Here is a 20,996-nt window from a genome sequence, read left to right as displayed (position 1 = left end):
TCAATACTCAAAAGGCAAACGGTTAATACTCACCAGTTTGCCTTTATTCATTTCAATATATCCACCTTTACGCAATGCTGCGAGAACCTCAGCGACAACTGAGCGTGAAATTCGTGTACGTTGGTGAATATAGTTCATGACGCCGATACGCGAACGCAGAACCTCGTCCCATTTCGTCATGGAGATCAACGTCGCGCGAATCTGATCGTAGGAGTTGTTACCGATCAACTGCAGATCGCGCAATTCGAGCATGGCGTTTTGCCATGCCAGCCAGCAAAAAGCTTCCCGCCAAAGCTGGTATTGTTCAATGATATTAATTGTTTGTGAGGCAGGAAGATGATATCCCGTACAATTACTTTCGGTCATTAATCTGTATTGTACATCTGTTTTCATCACGCCATCAGAAAGGCCCATAATAAAAGGCGCCTGTGCAATCCCGACCAGCACGTTTTCCCCTCTACGCAGGGAAACAACACCACTTAAAATAATAAAAGTGTCATCACCATCTATATCATGGGAATATATAATTTGTTTTTTACTATCACATTCGAAATGTTCGCCATACTTAGACAAACATTTATCCAACATCCCAAATTCCACCAGCGGTTTATTTGTAGATAGCATGTGCGCACTCCTTGCAGTAAATGCCCGTCAAATCCGTGACGGGCATTATTACGAGTAAGTTACCTTATTTTCTCTGCAAAAAGGCTCTTACCAGGTATATTTAACACCTACATTTGCAGACCAGTCTTGATCGACATCACCTCCGCCGAGGTAGTTAGCATCGGTGTACGCACTGAAATTTTTGGTAAAGCTGAACTGAGTACCCAGTCCAACACGTACCGCAGAACCTTCTACGCCGTTGTCGATAGAGTCACCGTTTACGTCAGCATCGTTATTAGAATCGTCGTAAACGTAGGCCAGTTTGAAGTACGGGGTCAGCGCCTGGTCGTCGCTGTAGGCGAAGGTATAACCTGCATCTACACCCAGTTCATAACGCATGCTGTCATAAGACTGACCATCAACTTTCATGTCGTTACTCAGCTTATAGTCATCACCAGACTGGAACAGACCGGATACGCTACCGTAAGGCGTTACGTAGCCAGCATCACCCAGTTTCAGGTCATAACCCAGTTTCAAGCCAAAGCCCCAGGCATCAGCAGAGGTGCTGCCATCGACATACTGACCGTTGCTCATGTTAGCAGACAGATCGTTATTGAAGTGGGAGTAGCTTAAGTTACCGTCAACAAAGATGTTGTTGGCAAAGTGAGCAGAAGAGTAGATGTAGGCAGTCTGGCTGTCCTGATCCACCTGACCGGTACGGTCGCTCATATCACCTTTCGCGAAGCCTGCTGCTGCACCGACAATCCACTTGGCGTTGTTACCATCAATTTTTGAATCAACACCGACCATGATGCCGTTAACATCCTGATCGTAGTTGATGGTGCCGTTATCCGCATCGAAGCTACCACCGAAGTAGCTTACCCATGCGCCACCGTTATCAACCAGACCATGACGTGCGTTAGTCAGACGAGTACCAACGGTGTCTTGTTCCAGGTTCCAGATATTGGTGTTAGCAGACGGGATGCTCAGCGCCATGTTCGCGTAGTCGGTCAGCTCCATCTGCTGCAGAACAACGGTGTTACCCTGCTGCTGTGCCTGATAGGTGTAAGCACCCAAGTCAGCTTTGTTAGCTGCAGAGAAGGTTGCAGTGGTATTCACATCGTTAACGTAGATCAGCTCTTTGCCTTTGTAATCAGCAACAGAGCCAGCGCCGGTCGCGTTGTCGATACGCACTTTATAGTTACCGGTTGCAGCCGCAACGTTGTCAACAGAGCTGTTATCCGCTTCACCGCTCTGGTTAGTGGTCGTGGTATCAACGTTGTTAATATCGCCGTTACCGTTAACGGTCAGGTGACCGTCAGAGTTCATTGCGATAGTACCGTAACCATAGTTAGCCTGAGTGGTATCCCAGGTACGATCGTTCACCAGGTCGGCATTCAGGATATAGTCATTACTATTAATATCGAAGACACCAGAAACAACACGGTTGCCATTATCAACATAGTTGCCGCTGGTCAGCTCCAGAGTATCAGTAGTAAATACGCTCGCAGCATCAGTATTGCTGGTCTGCACATCCAGCACACCACCGTTAGTCACGGTAATAGTATTGGCATTCAGTGCATTATTGCTCCAATCACTGGCGACATCATCAGCTAAAGTTACGGTACTGAAGCTATTGATAGTTAAATGATCGGTACTAACTTGACCATCTTCGCCAATGTTCAGTGCAGAAGCATTGTTCAGCGCGATAGTGTCAGAGGTCAGTGCAACACCATTAGCAACATCAACCTTGGAGTTATCTGCCGTTAGGGTATCGATACGAGACTCTTTCGCAACATCCCACTCTGAACCGTTGTTCAGAACGACATCAAACACACCACTCTGGAACGATGCAGCACTGTCTACACGGCCCCAATTATCATAATGTGTTGCATCTGGATCCAAGCTATTCGCTGCTACGTCATAGAAGGAATATGGGCTAATTTGCTCGTAGTCGATCCATGCACCACCCACCCATTTGGAATTATTCAGCGTCAGCGTCAGGTGATCGACGTTCTGATCATCATCTGCCCAACCACCATGGGTATAGATATTGGAGTCAGTAGTGGTCGGATGGCCATCAGGATCAAAATCGACATTCCATGTACTGCTGAAATAAACATCACCCATCAACTGCGAGTTGTTGAAAGTAACGTTGTTTACCATACGGTAATCGGAAACACCATCATCAAACTCTAAGGCGTTGTCATTGCTGTGAGTATAAATGCCAGTTGTGCTGCCGTAATCACTTGGTTCAACGGAGTTACCGAAATGACCGCCCTGCTGTTCTTCTTCATTCCAGGAACCAGAAGTTACAGTAGAGTCATTAACGGTGATATTGTTATCCCACTGAGTCGCGCCAGTTGTATACGCAATATTCGTGGTGTCGTTCTGCTCCAGGGTAATACCCGCAACGCGAGAGTTGTTGCTGATATTAATGTTGCTTTCAACGTCCAACGTTACTGCAGTACCCAAGTTAGCAACGGAGTATTCGTAGTTGTCTGACTTGACGGTTTTGCCGTCAGCATCCAGATAGGTGTCAGTGAAATAAAAACCTTCATAGTCATCATCAATATTTGAGTGATTAATATTCAGAGTAAAGATATCACCATCAATCCAGTCGTGCGCTGTGGCAGCATCGCCGAAACCAGGAACCTGCTTTGACGTAATCATACCATGCACTGTGGAGTTATTAAGACTCACAGTATTTGCGGTACCTGCTACATAATCATCATAGTTCAGGTAATAGGTAGAAATTACGCCATTCACGGTGTCACCGGAGAAAACGGTGTCATAATAGCCGCTGTCAGTGGCAGACGTGTTATAAACATAACCGCCATATGTCAGATAATCAGAATCACTGTAAATTGATTCGGTGGTATCTACATAGCCAAAGGTATCATAAGTAGAAGCATTTGCCTGAGAAGTGATTGCCAGAGTGCAGGCTAATGCTAATTGTGAGACTACGAGTTTCTTTTTCCAAGTGTGCATTTGTCATCCCTCCTCAGGGACGTAATATAGTTGATCCATCAATTATCAATGCAAAGAAAACATTTTATGTTTCGCAGGGCCGATTATGCTGTTTCACAACGGAAAGGTTCAATTATTCTTTGCTCACTGTCCGAAATCGGACAACATCATGAATTAACCAGGTCTTAACAATAAAACAAAAACACAAATATTTTCAACAAGATATAAAACACACAACATCTAACGCATATAATTATCAAATAATCCACCCAATACTCAAACAAATAAAAAATAAATAGGCGAGAGTTATGTTACGTGATAAACAAATAAATCCATCAACATTTAAAATAATAAAAACAAAAACAAACAAAATAATGAATATAAATAAATTGCTCTAATGATTCAGCCTTTCGCCACGGGAAATCCAAATATAAAGCCAACTTTCGTAAACCACCCGCCCTCAGGTTCGGGTATACTACGGCCTTCGATTTCACAAACATCAGGCATACCATGACAGACCTAATCCAACGCCCTCGCCGCCTGCGCAAATCACCTGCGCTGCGCGCTATGTTTGAAGAGACAACACTGAGCTTAAATGACCTGGTGTTGCCGATCTTTGTTGAAGAAGAACTCGACGATTACAAAGCCATCGAGGCCATGCCTGGCGTGATGCGCATTCCAGAGAAGCATCTGGCACGCGAAATTGAACGCATTGCTAATGCAGGCATCCGCTCAGTCATGACCTTCGGTATTTCCCACCACACCGATGACACCGGCAGCGATGCATGGAAAGAAGACGGTCTGGTGGCGCGCATGTCGCGTATCTGTAAGCAGACCGTGCCGGAAATGATTGTCATGTCCGATACCTGCTTCTGTGAATACACCTCGCACGGTCACTGCGGCGTATTATGCGAGCACGGCGTGGATAACGATTTAACCCTGGCCAATCTTGGCAAGCAGGCGGTGGTTGCTGCCGCAGCGGGTGCTGACTTCATCGCGCCTTCCGCCGCGATGGACGGCCAGGTGCAGGCGATTCGCCAGGCGCTGGACGCCGCGGGCTTCACCGATACGGCGATCATGTCCTACTCCACCAAATTTGCTTCTTCTTTCTACGGCCCGTTCCGTGAAGCCGCAGGCACCGCGCTGAAAGGCGATCGTAAAACCTATCAGATGAACCCGATGAACCGTCGGGAAGCGATTCGCGAATCGCTGCTGGATGAAGCCCAGGGCGCAGACTGCCTGATGGTCAAACCGGCTGGCGCATACCTCGATATTCTGCGTGATATCCGCGAGCGCACCGATCTGCCGATTGGCGCTTATCAGGTCAGCGGTGAATACGCGATGATCAAATTCGCGGCGATGGCGGGTGCTGTAGATGAAGATAAAGTGGTGCTGGAAAGCTTAGGCTCGATCAAGCGCGCTGGCGCGGATCTGATTTTCAGCTACTTCGCACTCGATCTGGCTGAGAAAAAAATCCTGCGTTAATTCCTTTCAACGCCCCGCACTGCGGGGCGTTTTATCATAAAACGTCACAAAACCGCCATCTAACCGACACATCGCCCTTCTACTGTCACAAAAGGACAGAGGAGGAGCCGCTATGTTTAGTCTCGACAATGTCATCGACGACCTGTGGCCAGAGGCGAGGCCCGCCCCGTGGCAAAAAAAAGTGCTGAGAAAACTGTTACATGAAGAGGAATTCCAACAGTTTGCCGCTCGTCACCGCCATCTGAAAGGGTTAGATACCGTCGAACAGGTGCTGGAGCATCTCAACATTCACTGTCAAATTCCGGTCCGTAGTCTGGAACAAATTCCCGAACAAGGGCCGCTGGTTATCATCGCCAACCACCCTACCGGCACACTCGACGGCCTGGCCCTGCTGTACGCCGTTTCTCGCGTTCGCCGCGATGTTAAAGTCGTCACCAACCGCATGCTCACTCATCTCGAACCGCTCAGTTCGCTGTTTATTCCGGTGGATAATATCAATGGCCGCACCGCTAAAGCAGCGCTACAGCTGATGGATCGACAGTTGCAAAACGGCGGTGTGCTGATCTTCTTCCCGGCCGGTGAAGTTTCGCGCATAACCCGGCGCGGCATTCACGATAAAAAATGGCACTCCGGCTTTATTAAGCTCGCCGCCAAATACCGTGCACCGCTCTTACCTGCGTGGATTGAGGCACGCAACAGTACGCTGTTTTATGCCAGCGCACTGGTATCGCAAAACCTGCCGATGCTGTTGTTAATGCAGCAGATGTTTCGCCGCCGGAACAGCAACCTGCCGGTGACCTTTGGCGAGCAAATTGCGTGGACGACATGGTGCAACCCGCAAACTACGCCGCGAGAAATGACAGACAAGTGCTACCGACACGTTCAGCTACTGGGAAAAGGACGGCCGGGCGTCTTTAAAACCGAAAGCGCGATCGCTCGCCCGGAACCCCGTGCCCTGCTCAAGCGCGAGCTACACCAGGCCGAGTGCCTGGGGCGTACAGCAGACGGTAAGGTTATCTATCTATGGCAGCGTAATAGTCAGGAAGAGGTTCCGTTGCTACGTGAGCTGGGCCGTCTGCGGGAAATCGCCTTCCGCGCGGTAGGCGAAGGTAGCGGCAAACGCCGCGACATCGACAGTTACGACGATGACTACCTGCATCTGATCCTGTGGGATGAAGACGATTTGGAGATCGTCGGTGCCTACCGCTTTATGCCGACCGCCCTACAGATGGAAAAGCGCGGGCTGGACGGCATTTACAGCTATAGCCTGTTTCATTACGACGAACGGATGGACGATATCCTCCAGCACGGCATTGAGCTGGGGCGCAGCTTTATTCAGCCACGCTACTGGGGACGCCGCGGCCTGGACTATCTGTGGTCCGGTATCGGCGCGTATCTGGCGCGCCATCCACACTATCGCTACCTGTTTGGCCCGGTTTCTATTTCTGGTGGGCTACCGCCTTCGGCCCGCGATTTGCTGGTTGCCTTTTATCGCCTGTGGTTTCCGGCAACACATCCGCTGGCGGAGTCACGCCGACCGTACCCGGCCTCGTTACCCGACGCACTGGCGCAGTTTGGCGGGGAAAATTACAGTGAAGACCTGACGCGGCTGAAGTCGCTGCTCGGCAACCTTGGTTGTGGTATTCCACCACTCTACAAGCAATATTCCGAAGTGTGCGAGCCAGGTGGCGTACAGTTTATCGACTTTGGCAGCGACCCGGACTTTAACAACTGCGTGGATGGTCTGGTACTGGTGGATTTAACGTATCTGAAGGCAAATCGCTACCAGCGGTATATCGGACCGCATTTAGGTTTGTAGACCGGATAAGGTGTTTACGCCGCCATCCGGCACGGTGTCGGATGGCGCTACGCTTATCCGGCCCACAATCGGCACCGGTCAGGAACTCACGACGCACGATAGAACGGCTTATCCCCTAAAATCGTGGCCCGATGCATAATGCGCCGCTGCGGCAGATAATCCGCATTGGCGTAATGTTGCGTCACGCGGTTATCCCAAATCGCCACATCATCAGGCTGCCAGCGCCAGCGCACCTGAAACTCTGGTTTAGTGACATGCGCAAACAGGAACCCGAGTAGCGCTTCGCTCTCTTTCTCCGTGACATCCACAATCCGCGTGGTAAATCCCTCGTTCACAAACAGCGCCTGTTTACCGCTTACCGGATGCGTGCGCACCACCGGATGCAGTAACGGGGGATGTTTGGCCACCGCGTCCAGCCAGCGCTGGTGCTCTTCTTCCGTCTTACGGTATTTGTACTCCTGAAATGATTTACGGAAATCATGCTCTGCCCGCAGGCCGCTCAGCAACTGACGAAACGGCTCAGAGAGCGCTTCATAAGCGGCAATCCCGCTGGTCCACAGGGTGTCGCCCCCGGTTGATGGCAGCTCTTTCGCCGCTAAAATCGCCCCGGCAGGCGGCGTGTCGATAAAGGTGACATCGGTGTGCCAGTTGTCGTTATCCGGCGGATTATCGTTATGGGTATCCAGCACGATAATTTCTTCTACTCCTTCGGCATGCGGATAGACCGGGTGAATATGCAGATCGCCAAAACGCAGCGCCAGCGCACGCTGCTGTTGCGGCGTAATCACCTGCTCACGCAGAAACACCACCTGGTGACGCAGTACGGCGTGATAAAGCTGCTCAAACTGGTTATCGCTCAGCGGGCGCGCCAAATCCGCACCGGTGATTTGTGCGCCAATATACGGCCCCAGCGGGGTAATGCTCAGACGTTCACTCATTGTACTTCTCCATGCCAGGGCGTCAGACGACGTTGAAGCGCGCGCAGACCCAGTTCTAAAATAAAGGCGATAACGGCAATTACCGCGATCCCCGCCAGCACCACATCCGTTGCCAGAAATTCACCGGCGGACTGGACCATAAAACCCAAACCTCGCGTGGCGGCAATCAGCTCTGCGGCCACCAGCGTTGACCAGCCGACACCCAGCCCGATGCGCAGCCCGGTGAGTATTTCCGGCAATGCACCGGGTAAAATAACAAACCACAACACCTGCGCACGGCTGGCCCCTAGTGATTGTGCGGCGCGTACTCTTACCTGCTGCGCGCTGCGGACACCGGCCAGCGCCGACATCGCAACAGGCGCGAAAATCGCCAGGTAGATCAGCAAGATCTTGGAGGTTTCACCAATACCAAACCAGATCACCATCAGCGGTAAATAGGCCAGTGGCGGAACCGGACGGTATAATTCAATGATCGGATCGAGAATGCCGCGCATCGTCGGGCTCAGACCCATCGCGATCCCAACCGGGACGCCCAGCAGCACGGCGGCCAGCAGGGCGATAACAATTCGCGCCAGGCTCGCTGCCAAATGTTGCCACAGCGTGGCATCCATAAATCCCTGTGGCCCGGCAATAACGAGCAGTTTTTGCAAAACCTGCCCTGGCGGCGGCAAAAACAGCGGGCTGATTAGTTGCAACGCTGCCACCGTCCACCACACCGCCAGAATGACGGCCAGCGTACCAAGGCTTAAGGTAATCTGCCGCGAGAACGGCCAGCGCCAGTTGAGCGCGCGCTGGCGACGGGGTTTATCATTAATCACCACGCTCATGAAAATACCTCCCGTTGCGCAAAGACGCGACTTAGCACGTATTCGCGCATGGCGATAAACTTCGGATCGGACTTAATGCTGCGACTCGACTCTCCAGCCACAAAGCGCCGGGCGAAATTCAGCGGCAGACGCTCCAGTACCCGGCCCGGGCCTGGCGACAGCAATACCAGCTCTGTCGCCATAAACACCGCTTCTTCAATATCGTGCGTAATCAACAGCACCTGTTTACCCGTCTCATGCCACAACTTCAGCAGCAGAGTTTGCATCTGCTCGCGGGTAAACGCGTCGAGCGCACCAAACGGTTCATCGAGCAGCAGGAGCTGTGGATTGGCCGCCAGCGCCCGGGCAATACCAACACGCTGGCGCTGGCCGCCAGAAAGCTGCCAGATAAAACGTTTTCCTGCACCGTCCAACCCTACTTTCTGCAACATCTCCTGGGCGATACGCTGACGCTGCACTTTCTCTACCCCTGCCAGTTGCAGACCAAAGGCCACATTATCCTGCACGTTACGCCAGGGCAGCAGACCTTCGTTCTGGAATACCACCCCGCGTTCCGCGCCCGGACCTTCCACCTTCTTACCTGACAGCGTAATGCTGCCGTGCTGATACGGCACAAACCCGGCAATCAGATTTAGCAGCGTGGTTTTGCCGCAGCCGGAAGGCCCGAGTACCACCAGCAGTTCGCCGCTATCAAGCGTCAGGTTGATATCATCCAGCACCGGTTTTCCACCGTAGCTGGCTGCGAGGTGAGAGATTTGCAGCATCAGCGCCTCCTTTTATTGCACGAAGCGATCGGTAACGTACTGGCTGTAATCTGTCGCGACGGCGGGGACTTTGCCCTGCTCTTTGAGGAACTGCGCGGTGTCGATAATCGCTTTGTTCACCGGTCCGGTCAGTTCGGCAGTCTGCTGTTGCGGCGTCAGGTAAGTGTTACCTTTCACCAGTCCCGGCACATCCGCTTCCGGCACGCCGCTTAAACGCGACAATTTGCTGATATTCTCCGGCTGCTTCAGCCACTCATCGGGATTAGCGATATAAGGTTGCTGCGCATCAATCGCGCTTTTGGCAAAGGCTTTCACCACCTCAGGATGCTTCTCGGCAAAATCTTTGCGCACCACCCACACGTCCAGCGTCGGTGCGCCCCACTCGCCAACCTGCGATGAGTCGGTTAACACCTTGCCGTCTTTTTCCAGTGCATTGACCGCAGGAGCCCAGACGTACGCGCCGTCAATATCCCCGCGCTGCCATGCGGCAATAATCGCCGGCGGCTGCAGGTTCACAATCTCCACCTGACCGGGCTTGATGCCCCAGTGTTTTAGCGCCGCCAACAGGCTGTAATGGGTAGTGGAGATAAACGGCACCGCAACGCGTTTACCCACTAAATCTTGCGGTTTACTGATATTTTTCTTCACCACCAGCGCTTCAGAATTGCCAAGTTTTGATGCCAGCAGGAAAACCTCAATCGGCACCTGCTGACTGACAGCGACCGCCAGCGGGCTGGAGCCGAGATTGCCAATCTGCACATCGCCGGAAGCCAGCGCACGCACGATGCTCGCGCCGCTGTCGAATTTGCGCCAGTCAACGGTGGCCCCGCTCTCTTTAGCAAAGGTGTTATCCGCCTGCGCCACTTTGGCCGGTTCAGCGGAGGTCTGATAGGCGACGGTGACGTTCACCGCCTGGGCCTGAAATGCGATGAATGCCAGTGCACCGAGAAGTGCGTTACGCGATGAAATAGCCATGATTGTCTGCTCTCCTGTCTTGTTATGGAGGCAGTATTTCGTTGCGGCACAATTTGATAAAGGAATTAAAAATTCTGGCTAAGAACAAAGCGTTTTTAGAAAAAAAGCGGCAATGGTTAGCAATTTCGCTCATTACAGAACGTAGGCCTGATAAGCGCAGCGCCATCAGGCACTGTTGCCGGATGGCGGCGCAAGCGCCTTATCCGGCCTACAACACCCGGCAAATTATTGCAATTTTGTTACATTCGTTACATAACTGCGTCTGGATGATTGCCAGCGTGGCGCTGGCAGGCATCATAGATATTCTTGTCAGGCAAAAGAGCAATATCATGATTCATGTTGTGCTGGTGGACGACCATGTGGTGGTGCGTTCCGGTTTTGCGCAATTACTCGGTCTCGAAGAGGATCTCGCCGTTATCGGCCAGTACAGCAGCGCGGCAGAGGCCTGGCCGGCATTACTGCGCGAGGACGTCAATGTTGCAGTCATGGATATCGCCATGCCGGATGAAAATGGTCTGAGTCTGCTAAAACGTCTGCGGGCGCAAAAACCCGGCTTTCGCGCCATTATTCTCAGTATTTATGACGCGCCGACGTTTGTACAAAGCGCGCTGGATGCCGGGGCCAGTGGCTACCTGACCAAACGCTGCGGACCAGAGGAACTGGTGCAGGCAGTACGATCGGTCGGTATGGGCGGGCATTACCTGTGCGCCGATGCGCTGCGGGCGCTACGCGGCGGCGAACAGCCCGCACAGGTACTGGAAGTACTGACCCCACGCGAGCGCGAAGTGTTTGAGCTGTTGGTCAAAGGCGACAGCGTAAAAGAGATCGCCTTCAAGCTCGACCTCAGCCATAAAACGGTCCACGTCCACCGCGCGAATGTACTGGGCAAGCTGCAATGCCACAGCACCATCGATCTGGTGCATTTTGCCCTCGACCACCAGTTGCTGACGGGGCATTAATGTCGCGTAACCTTCGTCATTGGGTTATTTCTCTGTTTATTCTGCTGGCCTGGGGTTCGGGCTGGCTAATGCTGTGGACGTTAGGTTTTTACCTGACCCACAATGGTCAGCAGGCGGCATTATTTCTGCCGCATGGCGTGTATCTCGCGCTATTGATCCTGCTGTCTCGCCGCTACTGGCCCGCGCTGGTATTGCCGCCGGTATTGATCCTGTTCTGGCTGCACAACGAACAGTTACTCAACGGTTATCTTCTGCTGGCCGCACCGCTGATAAGCCTGATACCGGCCAGTATCGGTCAGTCATACTGGCACCGCTTCCCGCTTTACTGGCAGCGCTTAACGCTGCTGCTGGCCGCGGTGACGATCACTTCATTGCTCAATACCGCCCTGCTTTCACCGTTTATCCAAAGCCCGGCGATGTTGATTGGGCTGGCATCGTTTACCGGCGGCGTGCTGCTCACCCCGTTTGTCTATCTGATCTATGAATTTCTGCGCCAGCAGCACCGCTATCATTTGCTCGGATTGGATACCACCAATCCCCCGCTGCGCACCTCACTTATCATCTGGTGCAGCCTGTTTTTTATTATTGGCATCGGCACCCAGATGGTGCTGTCGCCGGAGATCGAGCGCCTGCTGCTGATCGTGGTGTTCTTACCGAACGTGGTGATGGCGTGGAAATTTGGCTGGCAGGGCGGCGTGTTGTCCGGATTGCTCGGCAGTATGATGATCACCATCGCCCGGCAAATCGGCGTCGGGTTCAGTAATTTACTGGAGCTGGAGATTTTCCTCGCCACCCAGGCGCTGCTCGGCATAGGGCTGGGGATCGCCATCAGCCGCCAGCAGCATCTGGCGCAAAACCTGCACCATTATCGCCAGCGTCTGGAAAGCGAACTGGCGGCGCGACGCGCGCTGACCGAACAACTGATCCGCACGGAAGAAAACACGCGCAAAAACCTGGCTAGGGAACTGCATGATGAAATTGGTCAGAACATCACCGCCATTCAAATTCAGTCTCAACTGGTTAAACGTTCGCAGGGTCCTGAGCAAACGCTCGACGCGGCAAATCAGATCAACGATCTTGCCCGGCGTATCCACCACTCGACCCGCCAGCTACTGCGCCAGCTACGCCCACCCGCGCTTGACGAGCTGTCTTTTAAAGATGCGCTGCACCATCTGGTGAATGAATTTGCCTTTGCCGAACGTGGTATTCACTGCCGGTTTGATTACCGACTGGCAAATACGCCTGAAAATGAAACGGTGCGCTTTACGCTGTACCGTCTGTTGCAGGAGTTACTCAATAACGTCTGTAAACATGCCGACGCCAGCGAAGTGTCGATTGCGCTGCGCCAACGGGATCACTGCCTGTTGCTGGAAGTCACGGACAACGGCGTGGGCATTCTACCGGAAAAAATTCCCGGTTTCGGTATCCAGGGAATGCGTGAGCGGGTCAGCGCGCTCGGCGGCGAGCTGACGCTCGAATCGAACAGCGGCACGCGGGTAATTGTTAACCTGCCCACAAATTTGCAACAAATCAGCCGCTAACCAGGAAAAAGTCTTAGCCACTCTGGACTTTCTCTCATCCCCTTTCGATTTCACTTTCTTATAGTCAGCAAAACGGAGACGGCTATGCGTACCGACATCAACCAACAATACCGGACGCTGCGTCCACAGCTGCTGATGTGCATGGTCATCGGGTACGCGGCGTTTTACCTAACGCGCAAAAGCGTTAACTACGTGCTCCCGGCACTGCAAATGGATCTGGGACTGGATAAAAGTGATATCGGTCTGTTGGGATCGCTGTTTTACCTGACCTATGGTCTGTCGAAATTTACCGCCGGACTGTGGCACGACAGCCACGGACAACGCGCATTTATGGGCATTGGCCTTTTCGCCACCGGTGTTTTGAATGTGCTGTTCGCCTTTGGTGAATCGCTGACGCTACTGCTGGTGGTCTGGACGCTGAACGGATTTTTTCAGGGCTGGGGCTGGCCGCCCTGCGCTCGCCTGCTGACCCACTGGTACTCGCGCAACGAACGTGGATTCTGGTGGGGCTGCTGGAATATGTCGATCAATATCGGTGGCGCCGTTATCCCACTGATTAGCGCCTTTGCCGCCCACTGGTGGGGCTGGCAGGCAGCGATGCTGGCACCGGGGATTATCAGCATGGCGTTAGGTATCTGGCTCACCCTGCAACTGAAAGGCACGCCCCGGGAAGAGGGATTACCGACGGTTGGGGAATGGCGGCATGATCCGCTGGAGCTGCGTCAGGAGCAGCAAAGCCCGCCGATGGGACTGTGGCAAATGTTGCGCACCACCATGCTGAAAAACCCGATGATCTGGCTGCTTGGCGTGTCGTATGTACTGGTTTATTTAATCCGCATTGCGCTCAACGACTGGGGCAATATCTGGCTGACAGAAAGCCACGGCGTGAATTTGCTCAGCGCCAATGCCACGGTGATGCTGTTTGAGGTCGGCGGCTTGCTCGGTGCGCTGTTTGCCGGATGGGGATCGGATCTGCTGTTCAGCGGTCAGCGTGCGCCGATGATTTTGCTGTTCACGCTGGGACTGATGGTCTCCGTCGCCGCGCTATGGCTGGCGCCGGTGCACCACTACGCGCTACTGGCTGTCTGTTTCTTTACCGTGGGCTTTTTTGTGTTTGGCCCGCAGATGCTGATTGGCCTCGCAGCGGTGGAGTGCGGACACAAAGCGGCGGCAGGTTCAATTACCGGTTTTCTCGGGCTGTTCGCCTATCTGGGGGCCGCGCTGGCGGGTTGGCCGCTGTCGCTGGTCATAGAACACTACGGCTGGTCGGGAATGTTCAGTTTGCTCTCGGTCGCCGCTGTCTTTATGGGTTTATTGCTGATGCCACTGCTCATTGCAGGCATTACCCCTTCTCTCAGTCAAAGGATAAAACAATGAAACTGACGCTTACCTCTACCCTGATTGCCTCCGCTCTGACGCTGGCGGCCTTCAGCAATGCAGCTCAGGCGCAGGGCCGCCTGGTGGTGTATTGCAGCGCCACTAACGAGATGTGCGAAACCGAAACCAAAGCCTTCGGTGAAAAATATGATGTGAAAACCTCATTCATTCGCAACGGCTCGGGCAGTACGCTGGCGAAAGTGGATGCCGAGAAGAAAAATCCGCAGGCGGATGTCTGGTACGGCGGTACGTTGGATCCGCAGTCCCAGGCCGGTGAAATGGGCCTGCTGCAGCCGTATAAATCATCCAATCTCGAACAGATCATGGAGAAATTCCGCGATCCCGCGAAGGTGAAAGGCAATCTCTCCTCGGCGGTTTACGTCGGTATTCTGGGCTTTGGCGTCAATACCCAGCGCCTGAAAGAGAAAAACCTGCCGGTGCCAAAATGCTGGAAGGATCTGACCAAACCGGAATACAAAGGTGAAATCCAGATTGCTGACCCGCAAAGCTCCGGTACCGCCTATACCGCGCTGGCGACTTTTGCCCAGTTGTGGGGTGAAGATCAGGCCTTTGACTACCTGAAACAGCTCAACGCCAACGTCTCTCAATACACTAAATCAGGCATTGCCCCAGCGCGTAACGCCGCTCGTGGCGAAACGGCGATTGGCATTGGCTTCCTGCACGACTACTCGCTGGAAAAAGAACAGGGCGCACCGCTGGAGCTGATTTCACCGTGCGAAGGTACCGGCTATGAGATCGGCGGCGTCAGCATTCTGAAAGGCGCGCGCAACCTCGATAACGCCAAACTGTTCGTTGACTGGGTACTGTCAAAAGATGCGCAGGAACTGGCGTGGAAGAAAGGGAAGTCCTATCAGATCCTGACCAACACCACCGCCGAGACGTCTCCTAACTCGCTGAAGCTCGACGATCTGAAGCTTATCAATTACGACATGGATAAGTACGGCTCGACCGACGTGCGTAAAGCGTTGATCAATAAGTGGGTCAGCGAAGTGAAGATGGGTAAATAAACCTACATCGGCGATCATTTTCCGGGTGCGGCGTAAATACCGCATCCGGCCTGGAATACCGGAACCGCTATGTCACACACACTTACACTCCATCCCGTGAAAAAACGGGATGCGATATTTCTTTGGGTTTTGCTTGGCTGGCTGGCGTTTGCCCTGTTACCAAGCTGGAGCCTGGATTACGGTCTGCTGGAGTCGACTGGCGAGGAAATACTCGCCGCCTACGGCTGGTCACAGTTCAATATCAGTTGGTTATGGTATCTGCTGCCGAGCCTGCTGCTGGTGCGTCCATTCCATGAAGCCAGGCGCGAACAGCGCGGCCGCCATTATCTTGATGCGGGCTGGGCTTTTTTCTGTATGGCGTTTATCGTCGCCAGCGCGACTCTTGAGGGGCGCGGCTTAGGCTATGCCACCATTGTGCTGTTTGTGGCACTTGGCGCGATCATGACCCTGGCGCTCACCCGTCTGGAATGGCTGGGCGGCGACCGCTTCGTCATCGGCTCGCTCACCGCGATTGTCGCCTTGATCGGTATTTTTATCGTCTGGCCGAGCATCGCCATTTTCATTCCGATGTTCACCAACGACGCCGGGGAATTTGCCCCGCTGGCGTTTATGAATGTGCTGTCGCAGGCACATATCATTCAGGTGATCCTCAACTCGATTATGCTGTCGATTGCCGTCGGCGTCGGCTGTACCTTCTTTGGTCTGGTACTGGCTATCTATACCACCCGTATCGCCAGACGCAGCGCTATTATCGGACGAATTTTCTCGATTCTGCCAATCGTCACCCCGCCGTTTGTCGTGGGTTTAGGCGTCACGCTAATGATGGGGCGCTCCGGCTACATCACCGAATTTATGGTCGAATGGTTTGGCTTAACCAACACCAACTGGCTGTACGGTTTTACCGGCATCTGGCTGGCGCAGGTGTTGGCCTTCACTCCGATGGCGTTTATGATCCTCGACGGAGCAATCAAAACCATTCATCCGTCGCTGGAAGAAGCGTCATACACCCTGCGTGCCAGCCGCTGGCAGACCTTTAACGGCGTGTTTGTCCCGCTGCTGAAACCCGCGCTGGCGAACGCCTTTTTGATTGTGGTTGTGCAGTCGCTGGCTGACTTTAGTAACCCACTGGTGCTCGGCGGTAACTTCGACGTGCTGGCAACGCAAATCTACTTCTACATCACCGGTTCGCAGCTCGACTATCAGGCCGCCAGTACGCTGGGTGCGTTCCTGCTGCTGTTCTCGCTGCTGGTGTTCTGCGTGCAATATATGTGGATTGGTAAACGCTCATACGTCACCGTTTCCGGTAAATCCTACCGGGGCGACGTGCAGCCACTGCCGGTGACGCTGGTGTGGAGCGTGGTCGCGCTGCTGGCGGTGTGGATTGCCTTTAACGCCCTGTTGTACGGCAGCATTTTCTACGGCAGTTTCACCGTTAACTGGGGCGTGGACTACACCCTGACGTTAGCGAACTTTACCAAACTGTTCGGTCAGGGGATGAGCGACGGCGCATGGCCTTCACTGCTCGACACCCTGCTCTACGCCGGGATTGCCGCGCCGATCACCGCCATCTTCGGCCTGCTGATCGCCTGGGTAGTGGTGCGCCAACAGTTTAAGGGCAAGAAGACCATCGAGTTCACCACCATGCTGTGCTTTGCCGTTCCAGGCACCGTCGCGGGCGTATCGTACATTCTGGCCTTTAACAGCGCCCCGGTGTACCTCACTGGTACGGCGGCGATTGTCATTATCTCGATGGTAATGCGTAACGTCCCGGTCGGTATTCGGGCGGGTATTGCGGGCTTAGGCCAGATCGATAAATCACTGGATGAAGCCTCGCTCAGCCTGCGCGCCGGTTCGCTGCGTACCATTACGCATATCCTGCTGCCGCTGCTGCGCCCGGCGATCCTTTCGGCGCTGATTTACAGCTTTGTGCGCGCCATTACCACCGTCAGCGCCATTGTGTTCCTCGTCACGCCGGATACCCGTGTAGCGACGGCCTACATCCTGAACCGCGTGGAAGATGGCGAATACGGTGTGGCGATTGCCTACGGTTCCATTCTGATCGTGGTGATGCTGGCGATTATTTTCATCTTTGACTGGCTGATCGGTGAATCACGTACCTCCCGTTCAAAAGCCAAAAACCAGGCGTAATGGAGCGCACTATGACTCAGAAAAATTTCGTTGAACTGCGCAACGTCACCAAACGATTTGGCAGTAATACGGTAATCGACAATATCAACCTCACCATCCCGCAGGGGCAAATGGTAACCCTGCTCGGCCCGTCCGGTTGTGGCAAAACCACCATTTTGCGCCTGGTCGCCGGGCTGGAAAAACCGAGCGAAGGGCAGATTTTCATTGATGACGAAGACGTCACTCATCGCTCTATTCAGCAACGTGATATCTGTATGGTGTTTCAGTCTTATGCCCTGTTCCCGCATATGTCGCTGGGAGAGAACGTTGGTTATGGCCTGAAGATGCTCGGCGTGTCGCGCGCAGAGGTGAAAGCTCGCGTCAAAGAGGCGCTGGCGATGGTGGATCTGGAAGGATTCGAAGACCGCTTTGTCGATCAGATATCCGGCGGTCAGCAACAGCGCGTGGCGCTGGCCCGCGCGTTGATCCTCAAACCGAAAGTGCTGCTGTTTGATGAGCCATTAAGTAACCTCGACGCCAACCTGCGTCGCAGCATGCGCGACAAGATCCGCGAACTGCAAAAGCAGTTTGATATCACCTCACTGTACGTCACCCACGATCAGAGCGAAGCCTTTGCGGTTTCTGATACCGTGCTGGTGATGAACAAGGGGCACATCATGCAGATCGGTTCACCGCAGGATCTCTATCGCCAGCCCGCCTCGCGCTTTATGGCAAGCTTTATGGGTGATGCCAACCTGTTCCCGGCCACCTTCAGTGACCAATACGTTGATATCTATGGCTATCACCTGCCGCGCCCGCTGCACTTTGGTACGCAAGGCGAAGGTATGGTCGGCGTGCGCCCGGAAGCGATCACGCTCAGCGATCGCGGCGAAGAGAGTCAGCGCTGCGTGATCCGCCACGTGGCCTATATGGGCCCCCAGTATGAAGTCACGGTGGAATGGCACGGGCAGGAGATCTTATTGCAGGTCAACGCTACGCGTTTACAGCCGGACGTCGGCGAGCAGTATTATCTCGAAATCCATCCGTACGGCATGTTTGTTCTGGCGGATGCGGCATAACGTTTTGTGGCATTGTAGGCCGGATAAGGCGCTTGCGCCGCCATCCGGCAATGCCTGATGCGCTGCGCTTATCAGGCCTACAGTGAACGATGTAGGCCCGATAAACTCTCAGCTTCGCGCTTTTAGCACGGCAATATCCGCAGGCGTGGTGCGACAGCACCCGCCAATCAACCGGGCGCCAGCGGCCTGCCACTGCGGCAGATAATCCGCCAGATGCGCACAATGCTCACCGTGATGATGCCAGGTTTTGCTCACGGCATCATACTGCTCGCCCGAGTTCGGATACACCACCAGCGGCAGCGCCGTTAAACCGTGTAAATGCTGCAACGCAGCGGTGGTGTTTTCCAGCGCAACGCAGTTAATACCTAGCGCCACCACCTGCGGATAACCCGCCAGCAACGCAACCACGTCACGCAGCGGCGTACCGTCGCTCAGGTGCTCGCTGTCGCGCAGGGTAAATGAGAACCACGCGCGCGCGCGCGGATATGCGGTCAATAGCTCAGCCAGCGCGCTAATTTCGGCAAAATTTGGCAGGGTTTCACAGGCCAGCAGATCGGCCCCGGCATCCAGTAACGCTTCCACGCGCGGGCGGTGAAACGCCTGAAACTCTTCAGCGCTACGTTGGTAATCTCCACGGTATTCAGAACCATCCGCCAGATACGCGCCGTAAGGCCCGACTGATCCAGCTACCAGCAGCGTGCCCGCCTGCGGGTTCTCGGCCAGATACGCTTCACGGGCTTTACGCGCCAGCTCCACGCTTTTACCAATTAGCGCTTTCGACTGCGCTTCATCCAGGCCACGGGCGGCAAACCCCGCCGGTGTCGCCTGGTAGCTGGCGGTAATCGCACACTGCGCCCCCGCCCGGTAGTAATCGAGATGGACTTCGCGGATAAGCTCCGGATTTTCGACCAGCACTTTGGCTGACCACAGGCTATCGGCTAAGTTACAGCCACGCGCTTCCAGCTCCGTCGCCATCGCACCATCGAGCAGCAGGAAATCCTGTTTTTCGAGGATGGCGCTTAACGGATTATTCTGCGACATGTTCGGGCTCCTGTTTGGCTTTACGCGATTGAGTAAGGAAATAAGCACCATAACACACTGCCACAAACGGTACCCCGCACCACAGCGCAATTCTCTGCGCTGAATCGAATGCCAGCCCGACGCAAGCCACCAGGCACAGCACAAATCCCAGTACCGGCACCAACGGATACCACGGCGCGCGATAATGCAATTCACTCAATGCCTTACCCTGCTGCAGATGACGGCGGCGAAAGACGAAGTGCGAAGCGCAAATGCTCAGCCACACCGCCACCACCGCGAACCCGGAGATTGCCGACAGCGCGACAAATACCGTGTCCGGGGCCACCACGCTGGAAAACAGTGCCAGCACACCGCCGAGCATACTGACCGACAGCGCCGTCAGCGGCACGCCGTTTTTCGTCACTCGGGAAAAACAGGCTGGCAGCGTGCGTTCATTCGCCAGCGACCACAGCATGCGCCCGGAGGCATACAGTCCGGAGTTCGCCGCGGAAAGAATGGCCGTCAGGATCACGAAGTTAAAAATATCGGCGGCGTACGGAATCCCCACCTTCTCAAACACCAGCACAAACGGGCTTTTCTCCACGCCCGCCTGCTGCATTGGGATCAGCGCCGCCAGCACAAACACGGTGCCGATAAAGAAAATAATCAGTCGCGCGATGGTGGTACGAATCGCCACCGGAATGACCTTGCGCGGGTTTTCTGTTTCTCCGGCGGCAATACCGATAAGCTCGGTTCCCGAAAAAGCAAAATTCACCGCCACCATCGTCATCAGGATCGGTAAGCCACCGTGTGGGAACCAGCCTTCCGCCGTGATATTACTCAGCCCCGGCGCGGGCGAGCCATCCTGCATCGGGATAAAACCAAAAATCGCCGCCCCGCCGAGGATGATAAAGGCGATGATGGTGACCACTTTCACCAGCGAGAACCAGAACTCCCCTTCGGCAAAAAAGCGCGTGGAGATGACGTTGAGGGCAAAAATAATCGCGCAAAACACCACGCACCAGACCCATACCGGTACCTGCGGAAACCAGTACTGCATACAGAATCCGGCGGCGGTAAAACTCGAACCCAGCGCCACAGTCCAGGTCAGCCAGTAGAGCCAGGCCACGGTATATCCCGTTGCAGGGCCAAGATAACGCGCAGCATAGACGTGAAACGCCCCGGTCTCCGGCATCGCGACCGACAGCTCGCCCAGACACTGCATAACCAACCAGACTACCAGCGCGCCAATCAGATAGGCCAGCAGCGTTCCCGCCGCCCCGGTGGTGGAGATGATGTACCCGGTATTGAAGAATAACCCTGTGCCAATCACGCCACCTAAGGAGAGCATAATCAGGTGACGCGTTTTCATTGTGCGCTTCAGTGGCGCATTTTGTTGTGTTGTTTGCATATAACCTTCTGAACGTATGGACATCTAAACATCCAAAGAAGGTTTGTTATACCGCGTTTGTTAACAGAATGCA

At 54.1% G+C, this 20,996-nt stretch carries 16 protein-coding genes; 8 read left to right on the top strand and 8 right to left on the bottom strand.

Features of this window, described 5'->3' with window-relative positions; all coding sequences use genetic code 11:
• Together iprA and EHN13_RS12460 are read right to left on the bottom strand one after the other, a co-directional pair.
• Positions 1-624 (bottom strand): hydrogen peroxide resistance inhibitor IprA, encoded by a 624-nt coding sequence (iprA, locus tag EHN13_RS12465; protein ID WP_048212470.1) that lies wholly within the window; start codon positions 622-624, stop codon positions 1-3.
• Between the two features lie 87 nt (positions 625-711).
• Complete coding sequence (locus tag EHN13_RS12460; protein ID WP_101742659.1) at positions 712-3,594, bottom strand: autotransporter outer membrane beta-barrel domain-containing protein; 2,883 nt, start codon at positions 3,592-3,594, stop codon at positions 712-714.
• Positions 3,595-4,083: 489 nt separating this feature from the next.
• On the opposite strand from EHN13_RS12460, the gene hemB reads away from it, so the two are divergent.
• Both hemB and olsF read left to right on the top strand, forming a co-directional pair.
• On the top strand, positions 4,084-5,058 hold the full coding sequence (gene hemB / locus EHN13_RS12455; protein ID WP_101742660.1) for a porphobilinogen synthase: 975 nt from the start codon (positions 4,084-4,086) through the stop codon (positions 5,056-5,058).
• A gap of 112 nt (positions 5,059-5,170) precedes the next feature.
• A complete protein-coding gene (gene olsF / locus EHN13_RS12450; protein WP_101742661.1) occupies positions 5,171-6,877 on the top strand; it encodes a bifunctional ornithine lipid synthase OlsF in 1,707 nt (568 codons plus the stop codon).
• Between the two features lie 86 nt (positions 6,878-6,963).
• Here the strand turns inward: olsF and tauD are convergent, their stop codons facing one another.
• Genes tauD through tauA form a run of 4 tightly spaced genes read right to left on the bottom strand, consistent with a single transcriptional unit; the run spans position 6,964 to position 10,381 of the window.
• Positions 6,964-7,815, bottom strand: coding sequence for a taurine dioxygenase (gene tauD / locus EHN13_RS12445; RefSeq protein WP_124021482.1), 852 nt, complete (start codon positions 7,813-7,815; stop codon positions 6,964-6,966).
• Positions 7,812-8,642: a taurine ABC transporter permease TauC gene (tauC, locus tag EHN13_RS12440; RefSeq protein ID WP_101742663.1), complete on the bottom strand. Its 831-nt coding sequence runs from the start codon at positions 8,640-8,642 to the stop codon at positions 7,812-7,814. Before tauC ends, tauD begins: the two co-directional genes overlap by 4 nt.
• Complete coding sequence (gene tauB, locus EHN13_RS12435; RefSeq protein WP_101742672.1) at positions 8,639-9,406, bottom strand: taurine ABC transporter ATP-binding subunit; 768 nt, start codon at positions 9,404-9,406, stop codon at positions 8,639-8,641. Before tauB ends, tauC begins: the two co-directional genes overlap by 4 nt.
• Positions 9,407-9,418: 12 nt before the next feature.
• Positions 9,419-10,381 carry a taurine ABC transporter substrate-binding protein gene (gene tauA / locus EHN13_RS12430; protein ID WP_101742679.1) on the bottom strand — a complete coding sequence of 321 codons (963 nt, stop codon included), beginning with the start codon at positions 10,379-10,381 and terminating at the stop codon, positions 9,419-9,421.
• 329 nt (positions 10,382-10,710) lie between these two features.
• Here tauA and EHN13_RS12425 point away from each other — a divergent pair, with 329 nt between their 5' ends.
• The 6 genes from EHN13_RS12425 (at position 10,711) to fbpC (ending at position 18,492) form a co-directional block, all read left to right on the top strand.
• The gene (locus EHN13_RS12425) at positions 10,711-11,340 is read left to right on the top strand and encodes a response regulator transcription factor (protein WP_005125019.1); all 630 of its coding nucleotides are present in this window, start codon (positions 10,711-10,713) and stop codon (positions 11,338-11,340) included.
• The gene (locus EHN13_RS12420) at positions 11,340-12,881 is read left to right on the top strand and encodes an MASE1 domain-containing sensor histidine kinase (protein ID WP_124021481.1); all 1,542 of its coding nucleotides are present in this window, start codon (positions 11,340-11,342) and stop codon (positions 12,879-12,881) included. The genes EHN13_RS12425 and EHN13_RS12420 overlap by 1 nt, the downstream gene beginning before the upstream one ends.
• Positions 12,882-12,965: 84 nt before the next feature.
• Positions 12,966-14,258: an MFS transporter family glucose-6-phosphate receptor UhpC gene (uhpC, locus tag EHN13_RS12415; protein WP_124021480.1), complete on the top strand. Its 1,293-nt coding sequence runs from the start codon at positions 12,966-12,968 to the stop codon at positions 14,256-14,258.
• Positions 14,255-15,286, top strand: a complete 1,032-nt coding sequence (locus EHN13_RS12410; protein ID WP_101742682.1) for an ABC transporter substrate-binding protein — start codon at positions 14,255-14,257, stop codon at positions 15,284-15,286. The genes uhpC and EHN13_RS12410 overlap by 4 nt, the downstream gene beginning before the upstream one ends.
• Positions 15,287-15,355: 69 nt before the next feature.
• Positions 15,356-17,434 (top strand): ABC transporter permease, encoded by a 2,079-nt coding sequence (locus tag EHN13_RS12405; protein ID WP_124021479.1) that lies wholly within the window; start codon positions 15,356-15,358, stop codon positions 17,432-17,434.
• Between the two features lie 11 nt (positions 17,435-17,445).
• On the top strand, positions 17,446-18,492 hold the full coding sequence (fbpC, locus tag EHN13_RS12400; protein ID WP_124021478.1) for a ferric ABC transporter ATP-binding protein: 1,047 nt from the start codon (positions 17,446-17,448) through the stop codon (positions 18,490-18,492).
• A gap of 108 nt (positions 18,493-18,600) precedes the next feature.
• Here the strand turns inward: fbpC and mmuM are convergent, their stop codons facing one another.
• Complete coding sequence (mmuM, locus tag EHN13_RS12395) at positions 18,601-19,533, bottom strand: homocysteine S-methyltransferase (RefSeq protein ID WP_124021477.1); 933 nt, start codon at positions 19,531-19,533, stop codon at positions 18,601-18,603.
• A complete protein-coding gene (mmuP, locus tag EHN13_RS12390; RefSeq protein ID WP_124021476.1) occupies positions 19,520-20,923 on the bottom strand; it encodes an S-methylmethionine permease in 1,404 nt (467 codons plus the stop codon). The genes mmuM and mmuP overlap by 14 nt, the downstream gene beginning before the upstream one ends.
• Positions 20,924-20,996 lie beyond the last annotated feature (73 nt).

This window comes from Citrobacter youngae (assembly GCF_003818115.1).
GTDB lineage: Bacteria > Pseudomonadota > Gammaproteobacteria > Enterobacterales > Enterobacteriaceae > Citrobacter > Citrobacter youngae.
This window is presented reverse-complemented; position numbering and strand designations above follow the sequence as displayed.

What these genes read in the sequence shown, in the direction of transcription:
- iprA (WP_048212470.1), bottom strand. Translation starts at nt 624, where the DNA reads ATGCTATCTACAAATAAACCGCTGGTGGAATTTGGGATGTTGGATAAA.
- EHN13_RS12460 (WP_101742659.1), bottom strand. Translation starts at nt 3,594, where the DNA reads ATGCACACTTGGAAAAAGAAACTCGTAGTCTCACAATTAGCATTAGCC.
- hemB (WP_101742660.1), top strand. Translation starts at nt 4,084, where the DNA reads ATGACAGACCTAATCCAACGCCCTCGCCGCCTGCGCAAATCACCTGCG.
- olsF (WP_101742661.1), top strand. Translation starts at nt 5,171, where the DNA reads ATGTTTAGTCTCGACAATGTCATCGACGACCTGTGGCCAGAGGCGAGG.
- tauD (WP_124021482.1), bottom strand. Translation starts at nt 7,815, where the DNA reads ATGAGTGAACGTCTGAGCATTACCCCGCTGGGGCCGTATATTGGCGCA.
- tauC (WP_101742663.1), bottom strand. Translation starts at nt 8,642, where the DNA reads ATGAGCGTGGTGATTAATGATAAACCCCGTCGCCAGCGCGCGCTCAAC.
- tauB (WP_101742672.1), bottom strand. Translation starts at nt 9,406, where the DNA reads ATGCTGCAAATCTCTCACCTCGCAGCCAGCTACGGTGGAAAACCGGTG.
- tauA (WP_101742679.1), bottom strand. Translation starts at nt 10,381, where the DNA reads ATGGCTATTTCATCGCGTAACGCACTTCTCGGTGCACTGGCATTCATC.
- EHN13_RS12425 (WP_005125019.1), top strand. Translation starts at nt 10,711, where the DNA reads ATGATTCATGTTGTGCTGGTGGACGACCATGTGGTGGTGCGTTCCGGT.
- EHN13_RS12420 (WP_124021481.1), top strand. Translation starts at nt 11,340, where the DNA reads ATGTCGCGTAACCTTCGTCATTGGGTTATTTCTCTGTTTATTCTGCTG.
- uhpC (WP_124021480.1), top strand. Translation starts at nt 12,966, where the DNA reads ATGCGTACCGACATCAACCAACAATACCGGACGCTGCGTCCACAGCTG.
- EHN13_RS12410 (WP_101742682.1), top strand. Translation starts at nt 14,255, where the DNA reads ATGAAACTGACGCTTACCTCTACCCTGATTGCCTCCGCTCTGACGCTG.
- EHN13_RS12405 (WP_124021479.1), top strand. Translation starts at nt 15,356, where the DNA reads ATGTCACACACACTTACACTCCATCCCGTGAAAAAACGGGATGCGATA.
- fbpC (WP_124021478.1), top strand. Translation starts at nt 17,446, where the DNA reads ATGACTCAGAAAAATTTCGTTGAACTGCGCAACGTCACCAAACGATTT.
- mmuM (WP_124021477.1), bottom strand. Translation starts at nt 19,533, where the DNA reads ATGTCGCAGAATAATCCGTTAAGCGCCATCCTCGAAAAACAGGATTTC.
- mmuP (WP_124021476.1), bottom strand. Translation starts at nt 20,923, where the DNA reads ATGCAAACAACACAACAAAATGCGCCACTGAAGCGCACAATGAAAACG.